This window comes from Pseudomonas sp. ADAK2, assembly GCF_012935755.1.
In the GTDB taxonomy this organism is placed as follows: Bacteria; Pseudomonadota; Gammaproteobacteria; order Pseudomonadales; family Pseudomonadaceae; genus Aquipseudomonas.
In genome coordinates, this window is record NZ_CP052862.1 from 7,045,241 (window position 1) to 7,062,634 (window position 17,394).

Annotated in this window: 16 protein-coding genes and 1 pseudogene; 9 read left to right on the forward strand and 8 right to left on the reverse strand. The window is 55.6% G+C overall.

Annotated features, from left to right (window positions below; genetic code table 11):
- Positions 1–157: 157 nt before the first annotated feature.
- Positions 158–1,018, reverse strand: coding sequence for a CAP domain-containing protein (locus HKK52_RS32155; protein ID WP_169374094.1), 861 nt, complete (start codon positions 1,016–1,018; stop codon positions 158–160).
- A gap of 400 nt (positions 1,019–1,418) precedes the next feature.
- Complete coding sequence (locus HKK52_RS32160) at positions 1,419–1,829, reverse strand: hypothetical protein (protein ID WP_169374095.1); 411 nt, start codon at positions 1,827–1,829, stop codon at positions 1,419–1,421.
- Positions 1,830–2,173: 344 nt separating this feature from the next.
- Between HKK52_RS32160 and HKK52_RS32165 the strand changes: the two genes are divergently transcribed.
- Positions 2,174–2,905 carry a carbon-nitrogen hydrolase family protein gene (locus HKK52_RS32165; RefSeq protein WP_178117473.1) on the forward strand — a complete coding sequence of 244 codons (732 nt, stop codon included), beginning with the start codon at positions 2,174–2,176 and terminating at the stop codon, positions 2,903–2,905.
- 123 nt (positions 2,906–3,028) lie between these two features.
- On the opposite strand, the gene HKK52_RS32170 is transcribed toward HKK52_RS32165, so the two are convergent.
- From HKK52_RS32170 to HKK52_RS32185, 4 genes are all read right to left on the reverse strand, one after another.
- A complete protein-coding gene (locus HKK52_RS32170; RefSeq protein ID WP_169374097.1) occupies positions 3,029–3,673 on the reverse strand; it encodes a hypothetical protein in 645 nt (214 codons plus the stop codon).
- A gap of 17 nt (positions 3,674–3,690) precedes the next feature.
- Positions 3,691–4,740, reverse strand: a complete 1,050-nt coding sequence (locus tag HKK52_RS32175; protein ID WP_169374098.1) for a DUF262 domain-containing protein — start codon at positions 4,738–4,740, stop codon at positions 3,691–3,693.
- A 565-nt stretch (positions 4,741–5,305) separates the two neighbouring features.
- Positions 5,306–5,713 carry a hypothetical protein gene (locus HKK52_RS32180; protein ID WP_169374099.1) on the reverse strand — a complete coding sequence of 136 codons (408 nt, stop codon included), beginning with the start codon at positions 5,711–5,713 and terminating at the stop codon, positions 5,306–5,308.
- Between the two features lie 236 nt (positions 5,714–5,949).
- Positions 5,950–7,380 carry an IS1182 family transposase gene (locus tag HKK52_RS32185; protein ID WP_169374100.1) on the reverse strand — a complete coding sequence of 477 codons (1,431 nt, stop codon included), beginning with the start codon at positions 7,378–7,380 and terminating at the stop codon, positions 5,950–5,952.
- A gap of 215 nt (positions 7,381–7,595) precedes the next feature.
- On the opposite strand from HKK52_RS32185, the gene HKK52_RS32190 reads away from it, so the two are divergent.
- From HKK52_RS32190 to HKK52_RS32215, 6 genes and pseudogenes are all read left to right on the forward strand, one after another.
- Positions 7,596–7,898: an ArsR/SmtB family transcription factor gene (locus HKK52_RS32190; protein WP_123509004.1), complete on the forward strand. Its 303-nt coding sequence runs from the start codon at positions 7,596–7,598 to the stop codon at positions 7,896–7,898.
- A 62-nt stretch (positions 7,899–7,960) separates the two neighbouring features.
- Positions 7,961–8,935 (forward strand): zinc-dependent alcohol dehydrogenase family protein, encoded by a 975-nt coding sequence (locus HKK52_RS32195; RefSeq protein WP_169374101.1) that lies wholly within the window; start codon positions 7,961–7,963, stop codon positions 8,933–8,935.
- A gap of 41 nt (positions 8,936–8,976) precedes the next feature.
- On the forward strand, positions 8,977–9,300 hold the full coding sequence (locus HKK52_RS32200; protein ID WP_169374102.1) for an antibiotic biosynthesis monooxygenase family protein: 324 nt from the start codon (positions 8,977–8,979) through the stop codon (positions 9,298–9,300).
- 74 nt (positions 9,301–9,374) lie between these two features.
- Entirely contained in the window at positions 9,375–10,190 is an 816-nt protein-coding gene (locus tag HKK52_RS32205) for an AraC family transcriptional regulator (RefSeq protein ID WP_169374103.1), read from the forward strand.
- A gap of 113 nt (positions 10,191–10,303) precedes the next feature.
- Positions 10,304–11,374: a threonine aldolase family protein gene (locus HKK52_RS32210; RefSeq protein ID WP_169374104.1), complete on the forward strand. Its 1,071-nt coding sequence runs from the start codon at positions 10,304–10,306 to the stop codon at positions 11,372–11,374.
- A gap of 194 nt (positions 11,375–11,568) precedes the next feature.
- Positions 11,569–11,904, forward strand: a pseudogene (locus HKK52_RS32215) (LysR substrate-binding domain-containing protein); the annotation flags it as partial.
- A 176-nt stretch (positions 11,905–12,080) separates the two neighbouring features.
- On the opposite strand, the gene HKK52_RS32220 reads toward HKK52_RS32215, so the two are convergent.
- Complete coding sequence (locus HKK52_RS32220; RefSeq protein WP_169374105.1) at positions 12,081–13,010, reverse strand: LysR family transcriptional regulator; 930 nt, start codon at positions 13,008–13,010, stop codon at positions 12,081–12,083.
- Between the two features lie 130 nt (positions 13,011–13,140).
- On the opposite strand from HKK52_RS32220, the gene HKK52_RS32225 reads away from it, so the two are divergent.
- Both HKK52_RS32225 and HKK52_RS32230 read left to right on the forward strand, forming a co-directional pair.
- Positions 13,141–13,458, forward strand: coding sequence for a creatininase family protein (locus HKK52_RS32225; protein WP_429515418.1), 318 nt, complete (start codon positions 13,141–13,143; stop codon positions 13,456–13,458).
- 94 nt (positions 13,459–13,552) lie between these two features.
- Positions 13,553–14,971, forward strand: coding sequence for an aldehyde dehydrogenase family protein (locus HKK52_RS32230; protein WP_169374106.1), 1,419 nt, complete (start codon positions 13,553–13,555; stop codon positions 14,969–14,971).
- A 184-nt stretch (positions 14,972–15,155) separates the two neighbouring features.
- Here HKK52_RS32230 and HKK52_RS32235 read toward each other — a convergent pair whose 3' ends face one another.
- Complete coding sequence (locus HKK52_RS32235; RefSeq protein WP_169374107.1) at positions 15,156–17,321, reverse strand: ATP-binding protein; 2,166 nt, start codon at positions 17,319–17,321, stop codon at positions 15,156–15,158.
- Between the last annotated feature and the right edge of the window lie 73 nt (positions 17,322–17,394).

The window sequence follows — 17,394 nt, forward strand, 5'->3', positions numbered from 1 at the left end:
GGCCAGGGGCGGTGGCGGGCAGATTCGCGGCGGGCTGAGTCATCGGCTGCGACTGGCCAGGACTGAAAGACTGATCATTGAAAACCCCCGTGTGCAGGCGTTGCGCAAGGCCCTCACTCTACCTAAATCCATTGCGGTTCTGTAGACGCTTCGCCACTCACTTCGCCCCGAACAGCATCGTCCAATACACACCTTCATCGCTGCGCGCATCCGTAGCAAAAGCAGCGCCGACCTGGGTAAACATCGGGTTCATCAGGTTGGCGCAATGCCCGGGACTGGCCAGCCAACCGGCCATCGCCTTGCTCGGCGAACCCTGGCCGGCAGCGATGTTTTCGCCAATCTGCCGGCCACGGTAACCGGCGGCCCTGGCGCGGTCCGACGGCGTTTCGCCGTCGGCGTCCTGGTGCGCGAGATAATTACCGTAGGCCATGGCCTTGCTGTGACCTTGCGCGGCGGCGCCCAACGCCGCGTTCCAGCTCAGTGGCCGGGCGGCGGCGAAGCGCTGGCGACCACACATTCGCGGTTTGGCCCGGGCGGCGTTGACCTCGGCCAGCAAGGTCTTGCTCGCCGCCCGACTATCGCCCATCCGACTGTCGAGCAACGGCCGCGCCAGCACCACTTGCCATTCGCTGCGGGCGCGGCTGATGCCGATGTCGGCGTACTGCGCATCGAGCAGCGCCCCGCAATAATTGCTCTGCAGCATATCGAAAGCATCTTCGGCATCTTGCGCACCGACCAGGCGGATGGTGCGCACGGTCACCGCTTGATAGCCGTTCTGCTTCAACCCCTCGCGCAACGCGCCGCCATAACCGATCGGCAAGGCCAGGTTCGACTTCAGCGCCAACGGCGTCAACGCCTGGGTCGGACGCACCGAGCAGCGGCGGGGGTGGGCACGGTAGTCGTTGATGTCCGACACCAGTTGCCGTTCTTCACTGGCGTGGGCGGGCGTGGCGAACAAGGAGAACAAAGGAAAAAGACAGAGCGAAACAACGCGAAAGGACACGACGGTTTGGCGCATGGGGCGAGCGGCTCGGATAAAAGACGACCAGGGGCTGAGGCTGCGTTTTGCCGTGTGAGTGGGCGAGCGCATGTCAGGGCAGGTCTAAGACTGCGGGTTTTAAATCTGGTTCATGATGGCCATGGCGTGTTTTACGCTGCGCGTAGTCGGTGACCCTGTATGCGTTTAGGATTGCACGACCCCATAAGACACCCGCCGGAACTGACGCGATGAAGCGTGCGATCAGCGAAGAACGTCTCAGACGAACACGCACTTTGTAGCCGCTGGCGAAGCCTGCGTCCGGCTGCGAAGCAGTCGTCATACCTGAGCGCGCGATCTTTCTGATGCAACGCGTTGCCTGATTTCACGACGGCTTCGCCGCCGAACGCAGGCTTCGCCAGCTGCTACAAGGTGAAAACAGTCACTGGCGCGGTAAGTATTGAGTGAACAAATCAACCAGGCCCTGCGGCGCAGTCTCGTTGAAAAACAACTTCAGGTTCTTGTCCGTTTCCGCCGCCGTCTCTGCACTGCGAGGGAACAGTTCCTGTTCATAGGCCAGCAGCGCGGCGTCGACGTTTCCAGGATGGGCGACTATCGCTTCTGCGAGCAATGCGCCGTCGTACAGGGCAAGAGCGGCTAACCTTTGCTTCGGCGACCTAGCAATACCAATAAGCCAATCAACTGGATCGCGCCCACGCCCATCGCCACTTTCTGCGCCACCGGCCCCAAGTTGCTCAGCCATTGGATCAAAAACACCAAACCCACCGCGCAGAAGGGGATCATGCACAGGATGAAAAGAATGTTGATCAGTTTCCGATGGCGTTGGGTCCATGTGGATTGGCCTTCCTTTGGCGCTGAGGTATCCATGAGGGATAACGCGTTCAGGAGGGCTGCGAGAAATTCAGGCATGACTTCCCTTTGATGCGATGTTTTGAGCCGCGTGAGCGGGGTGGGGTGAATATAGCAGGTGGTGGGATGTGGGCTGTTTGGGGTGGAAACGTTGGTTGAGAGGGGGGTTATTGATTCAAGTATGGATCATGTCGACTGCGGGTAAACGCGCCCCCGCACTTTGCAAATTACCAACGTTCGTGCAGCATACATTGACTTTCAGGCAGGGGCTGAGCACCGGTTCAGTCACTCGCGAAGCTAACCCAACACATGGACGCGAGACGGGAAATGAAGCTAATCGCTGCGCAAATCCTCGCTGTACCGGGCGAAGTTGAAAAAAACATCGCCAGACACATTGATGTCATCCACTTGGCTGCAAGCCAAGGTGCCAATCTGCTGCTCTTTCCCGAACTTTCCCTTACCGGTTACGAACCCGGGCTGGCCGACGTCTTGGCAGTGCATCCAAGTGATAGCCGTTTTGACGAGTTCCAGGCGTTAAGCGACCGATATGGCATGCTCATCGCGGTGGGTGCGCCAACGAAGGGCACCAAAGGCACCGAGATCAGTATGATTACCTTCCAGCCAGGGCTGGAGCGCACAACCTATTCAAAGCAGCTTTTACACGCCGACGAATTACCTTTTTTCACCCCGGGCACCCAAAAGCTTGTGATCAGTCAGGCGAATTTTGTCCTGGCACCCGCCATCTGCTACGAGTCATTGCAATCCAGCCATGCCGAACAAGCCGCAGAGTCAGGCGCTCAGGTTTATCTGGCAAGCGTGGCCAAGTCTGAGAGAGGAGTTGCATCGGCTTACAGTCATTATCCGATGATTGCTAAAAAGCATTCCATGACAGTGATGATGGCCAACTGTATAGGCGCCGCCGACAACTATGTAGCAGCGGGTCGGTCTGCCATCTGGAACAGTGACGGTGAAATTGTTTGCGGCGCTGACGCCTTTCAAGAGGCATTGGTTGCGTACGACCTACAGACTGGAGAAGCGGGTATTTTCAGTTTGGCTTGAACGTCTGCTTATGATCGCCGTTCTTCCAAAACTGTCGGTTGCTTCGGGTCATTTGCGGCCCGTCGTGACAGGCAGAAAACGGCCAAAAGCGGACGCTTAGCCATTCCCAAATATCTATCTAAATTAACGCACCGCGCCTTGTGCGATGGTTTTCATGTCATCGGTCCAAGAGAGAAAAGCGAACTCTTGACTCAGAGGATCTCTCCAAGTCATCACATCTGTCGGATGGACTACTGCCGATGCGATGTAAAAAGGTGCCAGGGTCTTTAAGTCAGCTTTGGTTTGATGATTTCGATGGGCACAGGCATTCCTAACTTGCTGGCAATGCTTTGGGCCAGTTAAACCACCTGCCAAATAACCTTTCAAAGTGCCACCATTACCTGGGCTCAGCGCATTTACAATATCTGATATTTTGCTGCTATCACCCCAGGTGGGTTCTTTTATCAAAAGTGAATTGAGATCTGTTGGCTTAATGGCAGCACCATTTGCTGCCCTCAGAGCTATGTACGATGCGCGCTGCCATATAGCAGGTGCTACTGATGCTGCATGTGTTACACCATTTGCCGTTTTGCACCCTAGAGATGAATAGATGGTGACTTGCCTTACAAAGGAGCAATATGCTTGCCACGCACTGGAAAGTATCCCCTCTAGAAGGTAATGTCTATTCGATTTATCGTTGTTATCGTTTGCTATCAGCGTCTCCTTAAAATGTTTCTCGGAACGATGTATCTGTAGCTCAAATCGGAAGTAAATGCTATTCAAGTCCATTTTTCAACGTCCGACAATTAAAGCTCGTCTCTGAGCGCCTTGCACATAGAAAGGGTTCTTTCCATCCGTTGTTTTTCTCGGTTTGTACCGCTACTCATTGCCTCAACGTATGCAGGGAAACGAGACATGTCTTTACTTTCGTGGGCAGCGGCCAATTCTAGAAGGTTTCCGATCGCTCGGTCGGGCGGGCAGGTTATAGCTCGACCAACTGGGGAGAGTCCTGTGGCCTGCTCAAATCCGGGTAGACCAAACATGTTGTGGTAGATGGCGCAGAATAACGCGTGGATAGCGTGAGGTTTTGTGAGATACGACCCTCTAATTCCCGACAGATCTTGGGCAATGACTTCAAAAATTCGGCTGATGTCCTCCTCTATCTGTTCACTCCCTGGAAAAGCTTGGTCGTATTTTTTATATAATGCATGAAGCTTTGCATCGCTAGTGCTGGTAATGCCCTCTTGTATGGCTAGTACGAGGTCTGCGATAAACGCAGCGTCATTCATTCTGACAATTTGACGAGTCGTAAAAATCCCCCATTCATACAGCAGCTGGGTATCGTCTAAAGCTCTAGTTATCAGATCCTTGAATTCACCAAAGAACTCAGAGTGACGCTTTTCCGCTGCATTAAGCGGAAGCGTATAGGCGTTCATTCTCCGGAACATCTGAAGTATTTCCGAGTACCCCGCGTCTCGAATCACATCAGTGGATACCGTATAGAAGATGAACTTGTCTTGAGTATCTTCGTCAAGATCGGAGAACCTGGCTCCGTTGTAGTTGTTGGAGTTTTTGCCAAGAGCGAATTTATCATTTAGGAAATCATAAATAGTGGTAATTCTTTGCTGTCCATCGACAATTTCAGTTCTTACCTTCTTCGTTTTCCTGTCTAGATACTCGTGGAAATAAATTTTAGGGAAGGGATATCCTTCTAAAATAGTATCGATAAAATAGCTTCGGGACGCGTTTGGCCAAAGACCGGGTGAGCGTTGATATCCGTGGTTTGCTACAAGATCTCCGCGAGTCAGCATGTCCCTTAGATTTGCAATTGATAGCTTGCTTTCGTCAACCTTCATTCGTAGCTGTCCTTGATAGTCGGTTCTGTGGTGGCATTGGTACTACCAGATTGCGAAATTCGCAACCTTTGCCTAAAACTGCATTTGGTACGAGCGCTGGATGTATTGAGGGCGTCGATCCTGCATTGAGGCTGGCGCACCCCATGGGTGCGCGGGGATCACGAGGTATATCGGCCTCCTATGGACAGTATTTCACACTAATAGCCAGGCAGGTCGAGGGCTATTGAGGGGAAGGTTCCATCACCGAATTTTCCTGTTGATCCTTGATTGCTTTCAATTCAGCGCGCCGCTGAGCCTGATTCATCTATGTAGATCAGCCCGAATTTGAGGTTGGTATGTAGTCGTATAACGGCACACTGATGCTTGGTAGGGAGCAACCTCCCAACCCTCACATGGAGTGACGGATTTGGAAAGGTTCCGATTTCTGCCCCTAGGATTGATGGGAAGTATTTCACTGACCGCTTTTGGCCGATTTCTGCCACTCACGAGGGGCTGAAATCGACCCCTAGGAGACGTTCATACTAGAGATGACAGATCCGTCTCCGCTGGGGGATTGCTTGTGAATCTAAGCGTCAGATTCTTTTTTTGCCAGCCTGATGGCTGTAGTCATATGCGGTACGGCGTAGGCCTTGTACCAATGATTCATTCCTGCAATAGCTTTCTGAGCGGGTGCCGTGTCGGCTGCTCCGACCAATTCCGCACAAGCCTGCGCCATTGAGACAAGAATGCGGGCTGCTTCTGGAACGTAGGGAAGGTCATTTCCAGCCTCATGACGCTCACGAATGATCTGGTAACGAATGTTTTCCGGGAGCGTCCAGGCACTGATTAAAAACTCCTGAACGGAGTAATCGACGCCTTTGATTTCCACGGTCGCGGAGCGATGTTCTTCATTGAATCCAGCCATTTCGATCTGCTCACAGCTATCAATGACAGTGTTCATCATTTCTCGAATTTGTTGCCAATCAGTTTTCATTCGAACTCCTTTTCAATGTTCCCTTTTCAGCAGGATACGTTGAGTGTATTTCTGTGCACAGGTGAATGGCAGCTTCTGGCCCAGAGTGTGTAAAAACGCTTTCGTATCTTGAGTGCGTAAACCAGGCGTTCCTGGGCGATGCGATTGCCCAAGCGTTTTCCGTGATGGGCATTACTGACGTTCCAAAGCGGTTATGTAGCGGTTTAGCGCCTTCTGGGGCAGAGAAAACCGAGACTTTACGCCGCCATCGCCTTCAGCAAACTTGCTGTACCGATGATGTTCATAACCCGCTTCATGTTGTAGGCGAGTACATTCAGACTCATCTCCGCGCTTACCCCGACCAGTTTGCGCGTCAGGAAATGCGTTGAGCCCATCCATTGTTTGAGCGTCCCGAAGGGATGCTCAACTGTCCTTTTTCGGATTCGCATCATGTCCGGTGCATCGTTCAACCGACGCTGCATTTCCTCCAGCACCGCTTCATTTTCCCAGCGCCTTACTCGACGATTTTTGCTCGGCGTGCACTGCGTTTTCAGCCCGCAGCCTTGGCATTTCGAACTCCAATAACAGTGCATATTCATGCCTTTCTCAATACTGGAGAAGCGCCAGGGCAGCGCCTCTCCAGCCGGACAGATGTATTCGTTTTTCGTCGCGTCATAAACGAAAGCATCTTTGTTGAATCGACCATCCGCCTTGGCGCTTGAAGTCATCGGCTTTGGCACGTAGGCAGTGATGTCCGCGTCGTGACAGGCAAGGATTTCCTCACTCTTGAAGTAACCTCGATCAGCTACCACCGCCAGCGTTTCTGACGCCATGGCATCGCGAGCCTGCTTCGCCATCGAGCTGAGTTGATCGCGGTCGGAACCGAAGTTGGTGACCTCATGAGCAACGATCAAATGGTTCTGGGTATCGACCGCTGTTTGCACGTTGTAGCCGACGATTCCCGTGCCGCGCGTCATCATGGAGCGGGCGTCCGGATCGGTCAGTGAGACCTGTTTATCCGGCGATTCGTTGAGCTGGATTTCGATCGCTTGAAGCTCTTTCATTTGAGTTTTGAGCTTGGCGATTTTCTCTTCCAGCCGCACGGCGCTGGGCTCGGAGGCTGTGGGTTCTTGCCGATCAACAGCATCGAGTGCCGTCAGATAACGGTTGATGCTCGATTCAATTTCTTCCATTCGCCGTTTCAGTTTGGCGCTGGTGAAGTTGCGGTCGCGGTTGTTGACTGCTTTGAATTTACTGCCATCGATGGCGACCAAATTTTCTCCGAAAAGTCCCAACTGCTGACAGAGCACAACGAACTGGCGACAGACGCCTCGAATGGCCTTGCTGTTGTCTTTTCGGAAGTTGGCGATGGTTTTGAAATCTGGCATCAAACGCCCGGTCAGCCACATCAGCTCGACATTGCGTTGAGCTTCTCGCTCCAAACGTCGGCTCGACTGGATGCGGTTGAGATAGCCGTAGATGTAGATCTTCAACAAGATCGCGGGGTGGTAAGCAGGCCGGCCAGTATCGGCTGGAATGGCACCTTCAAAACCCAGATTGACTAAGTCCAGTTCGTCGACGAAGACGTCGACTACACGCACCGGATTGGTATCGCTGACGTAGTCGTCGAGGCTCTCGGGAAATAAGGTGCCTTGGCCTCGATGTTCACCTTGGATGAAGCGCTTCATGGGAATCCCTGCGATGAAATCCTCAGAAATCATAGCAAGGGTTCGCGGAGGTGTTTTTACACACTCTGGGCCGATTGCTGCCGTTCACGAACGACTGATTTCCGCCAAAAGTACTATCGCCATAAAGCCCACGGTCGAAAATCATCCCCCTACGATTTTCGTCCTCTGCTGCCTCTCGCATTGACATATCGATAAATCTCGATATCCTCGGGCGCATGGAATTACTCGAAATATTCAAAGCCCTCTCAAATCCTACACGCCTTGAAATCCTGAAAGGCTTGAAGGACCCCGCAAAGAACTTCCCTCCGCAGGATGAGGGTGACGTTCTCACGGTGGGGGTCTGCGTCAGTAGTATCCAGGAAGGTATCGGGCTGTCGCAGTCGACGGTGTCTGGTTATCTTGCAACGCTGCAGCGAGTGGGCCTGGTCGAAGTCAGGCGCATCGGGCAGTGGACTTACTACAAACGCAATGAAGCAACCATCAGTGCGCTTGCCGAGATCATAGGCAAAGATCTGTAATTTTTTTGCTGCACGATATCGAGATATCTCGATATCCCTTTTTATCGATACGAGGATTTTCAATGAAAGCGATGATGCTTAAATCATTTGGCGGCCCGGAATCGTTCGAACTCTGCGATGTGCCCAAGCCCGTGCCGCGTGCGGGACAAGTCCTGGTCCGGGTTCACGCAACCTCCATCAACCCCTTGGATTATCAGGTTCGACGTGGCGATTATCCCGACTTGGTGCCACTGCCGGCCATTACCGGGCACGACGTATCGGGCGTTGTCGAAGCAGTCGGGGAGGGTGTGACGGCCTTCGCCCCGGGCGACGAAGTCTGGTACACCCCGCAAATATTTGACGGGCCAGGCAGTTATGCCGATTACCACGTCGCGGCCGAAAGCATTATCGGGAAGAAGCCTTCCTCGCTAAGCCATCTTGAGGCGGCAAGTCTGACCCTGGTTGGCGGGACGGCGTGGGAAGCACTGGTCGTGCGTGCAGCGCTCAGAGTGGGGGAGAGCATCCTCATACACGGCGGCGCGGGAGGCGTCGGTCATGTCGCGATCCAACTGGCAAAAGCCATCGGCGCCAAGGTATTCACGACCGTGCGCGAGGCAAACTCTGAGTTCGCACGAAGCTTGGGTGCCGATGTGGTCATCGACTACGAAAAGGAGGATTACGTCGACGCCATCCTCCGGGAAACGGCTGGCCGCGGAGTCGATGTCGTGTTCGACACCATCGGCGGCAACACATTGTCGCGTAGCCCCGATGTGCTCGCACAACTTGGCCGCGTGGTCACGATCGTGGACATTGCACAGCCACAAAACGTCGTTCAGGCCTGGGGCAAGAACGCGAGTTATCACTTCGTTTTCACCAGACAGAACCGCGGCAAGCTTGATGAGCTGAGCGCATTGGTGGAGCGCGGTCAGCTGCGGCCACACGTTGGCGCTGTCTATTCGCTTGCCGACCTTGCGCTCGCCCATGCCCGGTTGGAGAGTCCAAATAACGGCATTCAAGGAAAAATCGTGATTGCAGTCGAGCCATCGCTCATTTCGTAAGTGCGTACTTTTAACCGCTTAAGTCATATCAGAGGAACGCCATGATTTACGAGATCGCTTTGCTCCCCGTCCACAAAGAACGCATCGAAATGTTCAGACGTGCATTTGCCGAGGTCGCTCCTTTGCTCACCCGCGCAAAGGGTTACGGCGGCCACTTGCTCGCGCAAGGGATCGAATCCCCCCATGTATTCAACCTGATCGTGCGCTGGGCTTCACTCGAGGATCACACACCGGGCTTCGAAGAGAGTGAAGACCATCGGCTGTTCATGATGGGTTTGGAGGACTATTTTTCGGAAGAACCGAGGGTCTACCATGTTGAGGGGGCAGCTTCAGAGTTGCCATCCTTCGCAACAGCCAAAACCTGACAACCGGTAGATCTATATCCCGCGCGGATCTAGAATTTATTGGCCTTCCTCGCCGCCGAACCCGGTACCGTCCCATGACTGAACACGCCAGTTACCATCACGTTGCCGAAGTGCCTGGCTTGGTGCTGGGCTCAGCGCGCCTGACGGATGCCGGTTTCGATCGCCATTACCACCTCGACTTTCACGTTGGCTTCGTGACCGAAGGCATCCAGCGTCATCGATCCAAAGGCGAGTCGTTTCTGTTGGGGCCGGGCAATATTGCGCTGATGCCGCCGGGCGAAATCCATGATGGCGTGGCCGAGGGCGGCGGCGCCTACACGCTCAAGACATTCCGTCTGTCCCAGGCGCTGGTCGCGAGCCTCACCGAGGACATCAGCGGTCGGCCCCAGGACCTGGAACTGGCCGGCATGTTGCTCGAGAACACCGGGCTCGCTGGCAACCTGCGCGGCTTGCACGCGGTCATGCAACAGGCCATTGGACCCGGCGGTCTGGCGGTGCAGACGCAATGGATCACCCTCGTTGAATGCTTGTTGCGTCAGTCTCGGATGATCATGCCCGAGGCGATTTCGGGCGCGCTCTCGCCCCTGCAATGGTCACGCCTCAGGGACTATTGTTTCAGTCACATCGATCAACGAATTACCCTCGATGACCTCGCCGGGCTTTGCGCGCTGGGGCGGTTTTCGTTCCTCAAGCAGTTCAAACGGACCATCGGCATGACGCCGCATGCCTGGCTGCTGCGCCTGCGTCTTGAACAGGCCTGTGGCCTGCTGTCGCGCAGCGAACTGCCGATCATCGATGTCGCCCAAGCGGTCGGGTTTTACGATCAAAGCCATTTCAACCGTGCTTTTCGACACGCATTCGGCGTTGCGCCTTCGCGCTACAGGAATTGAGTGTCGGCCTTTCGCTGGCCGTCAATTTTTTACAAGCCAGGGCATCATCCCTCTCCCTAGGATGCGCAAAACCGGGCGGATTTTCTTCGCTCGTGCAGCCGAGGACAGAAAAGATGAACGGTGAATCAAGCAGACCGCCCGCATTGGGTTTTGCCAGCGACAACATCGCGGGGGCTTCGCCAGAAGTGGCGCAAGCCATGATCAGGCACAGTACCGGGCAGGCGAGTCCTTACGGCACGGACGAACTCTCCCGGCAGGTCACGCTCAAACTCAGCGAGATATTCGAGCGTGAGGTGGACGTCTTTCTCGTCCCCACCGGCACCGCCGCCAACAGCCTGTGCCTGAGTGCAATGACACCGCCTTGGGGCAACATCTATTGCCATCCGGCCAGCCATATCAACAACGATGAGTGCGGCGCGCCCGAATTCTTTTCCAACGGCGCAAAGCTGATGACCGTCGACGGCCCATCGGCCAAGCTGGATATCGCCCGCTTGCGCGAACGCACAAGGGAAAAGGTCGGCGACGTGCACACCACCCAACCGGCGTGCGTCAGCATTACCCAAGCCACTGAAGTCGGCAGCCTCTACAACCTGGATGAAATCGGCGCCATCGGTGAGGTGTGCAAAGCAAGCGCCTTGGGGTTTCACATGGACGGTTCCCGATTCGCCAACGCGCTGGTTTCCCTGGGGTGCTCGCCAGCGCAGATGACGTGGAAAGCCGGGGTGGATGCGTTGTCGTTCGGGGCGACCAAGAATGGTGCGCTGGCCGCCGAAGCGATCGTTCTGTTCAATCCCAAGCTGGCCACCGAGATGAGCTATCGCCGCAAGCGCTCCGGCCATCTCCTGTCCAAGATGCGTTTTCTTTCGGCGCAGATCGATGCGTACCTGACCGACGACCTGTGGCTGCGCAACGCACGCCAGGCCAACGACGCCGCCCAGCGTCTGGCACGTGGGCTTGCGGGTCTGAGGGGCGTGGAAGTATCGGGCGACACCGAGGCCAACATCCTGTTCTGCAAGCTGGATTCGGTAATCATCGACGCCCTGCTAAAGGCCGGGTTCGGGTTCTACCATGATCGCTGGGGGCCGAACATCGTGCGCTTTGTCACCTCATTCGCGACCACCGCCGAGGATGTCGATCATCTGTTGAGTCAGGTCAGGGGAGTGGTCGATACGCTGCGCGTATAACCGTTGTAATGGGCAATGGTCGGGTATCGGTGATTGTCACGCAAAAAAATATCGCAGCTTTCGGCAGTTCCTGCAGAAGAACGACGTACATCCCGTAGGAGCCGCCGAAGGCTGCGATCTTTGATCTTGATCCTGTGGCGAGGGAGCTTGCTCCCCCTCGGCCACAAAACAGCGCTAAACGCTACTCCGACGGCATCGGTGGTTCGGACGTTTGGCCCGCCACATTGGAGCACCGCTATCTGGGCAGTGAGTGGCATATCTTCTGTGCGTCTCCCGCCTATTTGAGTAAGCACGGCACGCCCGTGACCGATCGCGATCTGGAACATCATCAGTGCATCGCTTACGGCTGGGCGGATGGAACGGTTAGCCCTTGGAGTTTTTCAGGAAAGCACCCGGGCGAAATTGAACGCAGGGCGATAGCCGCAAAGTTTGTTGTGGGAGATGGCGAAGGTCTGGTGATCGCGGTATCGGCGGGATGCGGGATCGCGCAGTTACCGTCATGGTTGATCAAACGTCAGCTTGAAGAGGGGCATTGGTTGAAGTGCAAACACTGACACTGTCCCGCGCGCTGCTGCTGTCAGATGCGTGCACATTTTGATCATCCGGAGCCGGCTGGGTTTATGGATACATTGAGGGCTGGCATGGCAAGCCGGACTGAATTCAATAGCTTTACTTTCAATCCAGCTGAAGATCAACGTCGCGTTTTTCATGGGTGATCAGGATTGCCGGAAGCGAACATTGGCAAACGCTGCAACATCCAGTTCAGCAGTTCTTGAGCGGGTGCCGCCAGCGGGCGTCCGGACTTCACCAGCAGTTTCGCCTCGACCCCTTGGAACAGCGGATGGTCGACGGCCACGGCCGCGAGGCTGCCCTGTGCGATTTCCCGATAGGCTGCCACCTCACCCAGCAGCGAAGCAAACTCGCCGGATGCAACAAGGCGCTTGAGGGCGGCCAACGAGTTGCTCACCAGGGCCGGACGGATCTCGATCTTCTCGGCGTACTCGAGCATTTTCAGCGCATGACCGATACCGAAGGTAGTCGGCGTCAGCACCAGTTGACAGTCGAGCAAATCGGCGACGGTTGCCATTGCCCCTTTCAAGGCCAATGGATGGTCCGGGTGAACCAATAGCATCACGGGTTGCCGGGATGTCGCTCGATAATCGATGTGAGGGTGGGGAGGAGGGTTGTAGGCCAGGCCGATATGCGCGCGATTTTCCGCGATATCGTTGAGGACGTCGTCAACGGGCAGTATGTCCAGCCTGATATCGAGCTTGGGATACTGTTTGCAGAACGGTGCAAGCACGTGGTCGACCAATGTATCGACGTAGCCCTCGCTGATGACGACCCGCACGTGTCCCAACTGTAGACCCTTGATCGCCTGGAGTTGGTCTTCAAGCTTTTCCTGATGCGATCGATAGCCCCGCCAGAATTCCAGCAGGTGCGCTGCAGCCTCGGTGGGCTGAACGCCACGGGCCTGGCGTTCAAACAGCCGGGTGCCCAGTTCTTCTTCCAGCAGTTTGATCTGACGCGTGATCACTGACGGGGAAGTGTTGATGCTGTCCGCCGCGCCACGGATCGATCCGTGGGTCAGCACCTCATGAAAATACCGCAAGCGTTGCTGGTTGATTTCGCGCATAGGGCGTGTCCTTAAGAACAGCGTTGCTCGTAGGGCAACGGTACACGAACATAGTTGCTCTTGCTGCTGTTTAAGCGGTCGGCGCAACATCTTTCGACACGTCAGGCCAACAAGAAAATTGGAGACTCGCATGTCGACCATCGTGACGCCCGCAAACAGCGCCGCCATTTTCCCGACAGGACACGGCATTCATGCAACGCCTTCGGAAATTGCCGTAACCCAGTGGGCCTATCCGCACGCCATCAAGTCGGCTGACTACTCGCCACAGATCGCCAATTGGGGGCCTATTCGAGAGGCTGTCGATTTCCGCGCCCGTCATCCGGATGGCCGCATGGGATCGGACCCGGCGCAAGCGTCACCGGAAAAAGGCCGGCAATTGGTGATGATGGCAGCACAAGGCCTGGTGCAGGAGGTGCAAGCCTTCAGCCGTGAGCCGATCCCGGGCTGAATTACGGAGCGTTATCGGACCCGGCCAACGCCTGGACATACCCGGGCGTTAATGCTTATCGCGGGGAAAACCGCAATCGATCAGGTACACCACGATGTGGAAGATCAATCACAGTTACATTGATGGAACATTCGTTCCCGTTCAGGGAAATGAAACAGTGCAATGCATCAACCCGGCGACCGAGGCGGTCATCGGTACGGTCACCTTGGCTGATCGTGAAGATGCCAGGCGCGCCATCGCGGCGGCTTCGCGTGCTCAAGTCGCGATGGGCCACACCTCCAAGGCCGAGCGTATCGAGATGCTCGAGCAGTTGCAGGCTGCCGTGCTGGCGAGCACGAATGAAATTCGCGATACCGCCATCGAGGAGTACGGCGCGCCGTTTGCCCGTGCCCAATGGGTCAGTCGTTACGCTTCGCAGTCATTTGCCAATGCGGCGCAGGTGTTGAAAAACTACGACCTGGTTCGTTCGGTCGGCGACGCTACCGTGGTGATGGAACCGGTCGGTGTGGCGGCGCTGATTGCTCCCTGGAACAGTACCGCCGGGACGATATGCAGCAAACTGGCATCGGCCATTGCGGCCGGATGTGCCTCGGTCATCAAGCCGAGCGAGTTGAGTCCCTTGCAGACCGATGTGCTCGCCCAGGCGTTGCATCGCGCAGATTTGCCCAAAGGGGTTTTCAACATTCTGTTGGGGCGCGGCAGTGATGTCGGTGATGAAATCAGCACCAGCCCACACGTCGCGAAAATTTCATTTACGGGGTCCACCGCCACCGGGAAGCTCATTGCTCGCGCCGGTATAGAGACCATGAAGCGAGTGAGCCTGTCGCTAACGGGGAAGTCGGCCTCCATCGTGCTTGATGACGCCGATCTCGACTCCGCCATTCCCCTGGCACTGAATGCTGCGTTCATGAATAACGGTCAGGCGTGTGTCGCCGGCACGCGTCTGCTGGTGCCGCGCAAGCACGCCGAGGACATCATCGACCGTGTGAAAAACCTGGTCGGAGCGATGGTCGTCGGCAATCCGCAGGATCCGGCCACCGTTATCGGGCCTCTGGTCAGTCGGGCCCAATTCGAACGCGTACAAGGTTACATCCGCCGAGGGCAGGCGCAGGGCGCAACGCTGATCACCGGTGGCGAGGGCAGACCGATTGGCCTGGACAAGGGCTATTTCGTCAGGCCCACGGTCTTTACCGACGTCACCGGTGACATGGACATCGCGCAAGAGGAGATTTTCGGCCCGGTGCTATCAGTCATTGCGTATGACTCGCCAGAACAGGCGATCGATATCGCCAACGCCAGCATCTACGGCTTGCAGGCCTATGTTTTTTCCCGGCAACCGGAACGTGCCCGAAGCCTGGCGGCCCGGCTGCAGGCTGGCTCGGTGTTGATCAACAGAATCGCGCCAGAGCTGCTTGCGCCGTTTGGCGGGGTCAAGCAGTCCGGTATCGGCCGCGAATTCGGAGTTTTTGGGCTGGAAGCATTTCTTGAGGCGAAAAGTATCGTGTCGGATTAGCCCGGGTTTTCCGGGTGGCGCGACAAATCAGGCAAGGGTGATGCTCACATGGATGTTGGCGCGCGTGGCTTTGGAGTAAGGGGCTGCGTTCATCTGTTCAACGGGTCAACGTCATTTTTGTCATGTCTTATCGAGCACAGATCAGCATGGGATCAACGAAGGCCTTCGATGTGTGGGCCGTGCGCTAATCAACAGATTTGTTTATCAAAGCGCTCACGCGCGAGCTGAGTTCGTTCAAGCTAAAGGGCTTGGTCAGAACCCCGGTAATAGCATCGGCCGTGACCAATCCCGCACCGCCAGCGAAGCCGGTGATGAAAAGCACCTTGAGGTTTGGATATCTGTTCCTGAGTTCGGCCGATAAGCTGATTCCGTTCATAGACCCAGGGAGGCCTATATCGGTCAACAGCAAATCCAGATGCTCGATTTTCTCCGCCTGCTTCATCGCAGACACGCTATCTACTGCTTCAAAAACGCGATAGCCGATTTCGGACAAAAGTTCCGATGTGGTCTGCCGAACGACCGATTCGTCGTCCACCAGCAAAACAGTTTCATTGCTGCCGAAGGGTTCTGGCTGATCAGTCTTGCCAGAGTCGACCGGGGAGTCATCAGGCGGAGAATTATCGACCGGGAAATACATGATCACCGTTGTTCCGACACCCACACTGCTGTGAACTTTCACTTGTCCACCTGATTGCTGGGTAAAGCCGTAAATCATCGAAAGGCCTAATCCTGTGCCTTCACCAATCTTCTTGGTCGTAAAAAACGGGTCGAATATGCGGGACAAGATGTCAGGATTGATTCCAGTACCTGAGTCCGTGACGGATAGGCTCACATAGGTTCCAGGTGGCAACATTTTGTCGGAGGCGGCCGCTTCGTCTATGACGCAGCGGTCGACCAGCAGATCAAGCGCGCCTCCTTCCGGCATTGCGTCTCTGGCGTTGATCGCAAGATTAAGCAGCGCATTTTCCAGCTGGTTGAGGTCGCACCTGATGTGATCGTTTGCACGGAATGAGCACTCGACAGTAATGCTTGGCCCGACAGTGCGACGAATCAGGTCTTCAAGCCCGGCCACCACTTGGCGAGGATCCAACCGTTCGGGTTCGAGTGATTGCTGACGAGAAAACGTCAAAAGGCGTTGCGTTAATGCAGCCGCTCGAGAAGCGGAGGTCATTGCCAAGGAGTTATAACGCGCCAGGTCGGTGTGACGGCCCGCGTCTATGCGTCGCTGCATCAACTCCAGACTACCCATGACTCCAGCCAACAGATTATTGAAGTCATGGGCTATTCCCCCGGTCAGTTGGCCGACGGCCTCCATTTTTTGACTCTGCCGCAGCTTGGATTCCATCATGGCGCGCTCATGCTGTTCGTCCTCGAGTTGCTGAGTACGTTGAGCGATACGATCTTCGAGCAAGTCATTCCATTCACGCAGTGCGTTTTCCAGCTGTATCCGATCGTCGATGTCCTCGAAGGTGCCGTACCATTGCTCGCATTGTCCGCAAGCGTCGAGACTGCAGAGGGCCCGGACTCTGAACCAACGATAATCGCCCGTGTGTTTTCGCAAGCGGATTTGTAAATCAAAAGGCTGCAAAGTGCCTAGTGACTGATCCCACAGTGCGGCGATTGACACCTGATCCGCCGGGTAAACGGCATTGGCCCACTGACGTTCCAATGTCAGCGCGGGTGCCAATCCGGTGTATTCATACCAGCGCGGATCGATGGAGATAAGATTGCCGTGCTTGTCAGCCGTCCAGGGCCATAGCGGATTGAGCTCAGCCGCGATACGGTAATGCCGCTCGCTTTCACGCAGTCGGTTCTCTGTAAGCCGCATGGCTTCCTGGGTTTTGGAACGCTTCAACACTGCGCCAAGCAAGTTGCTGTAGCCCCGGAGGAAGTCGATATCGCTGTCTGTGAACTGGCGGGGGCTGCGACTATCAACCTCGAAGATGCCAAAGGGCCGCTCGCCATTGGCGCCGTGGACTAAAACGTTGACGAAGGCTTTTACCCCGTTTTTCTTCTGAAAGTCGTGATAACGGAATCGGGTTTCCGTCCCAATGTCTGTCGAGACGACGGGCGCATGGGTATTGAGGGAGTACAACTCCGGGCTGCCTTCAACTGCTGTTACCCGAACCTTCCCAACGACGTCGGGCGCCCAGCCCACGCCATTTCTCACGAAGAACGTGACGCCGTCTCCTTCGAGCAACATAAATTTGGCCAGATTGGTTTCCAGCGCTTCTCCGACTAATCGACACGCCTCATCAAGGATGTGCTCCAGGTCATCTGACGCCAAGGCAAGCTCGCCAAATTTGGCAAGCACTTTGCGTTGGCGCAGTAACGTATCCTCGATAGTCATAGGTTCACCAATGAGGGGTTTTAATATCCGAGGCCTGTCCGCAGTCCAGGTTCAATTTCCTTGATCGATGCAC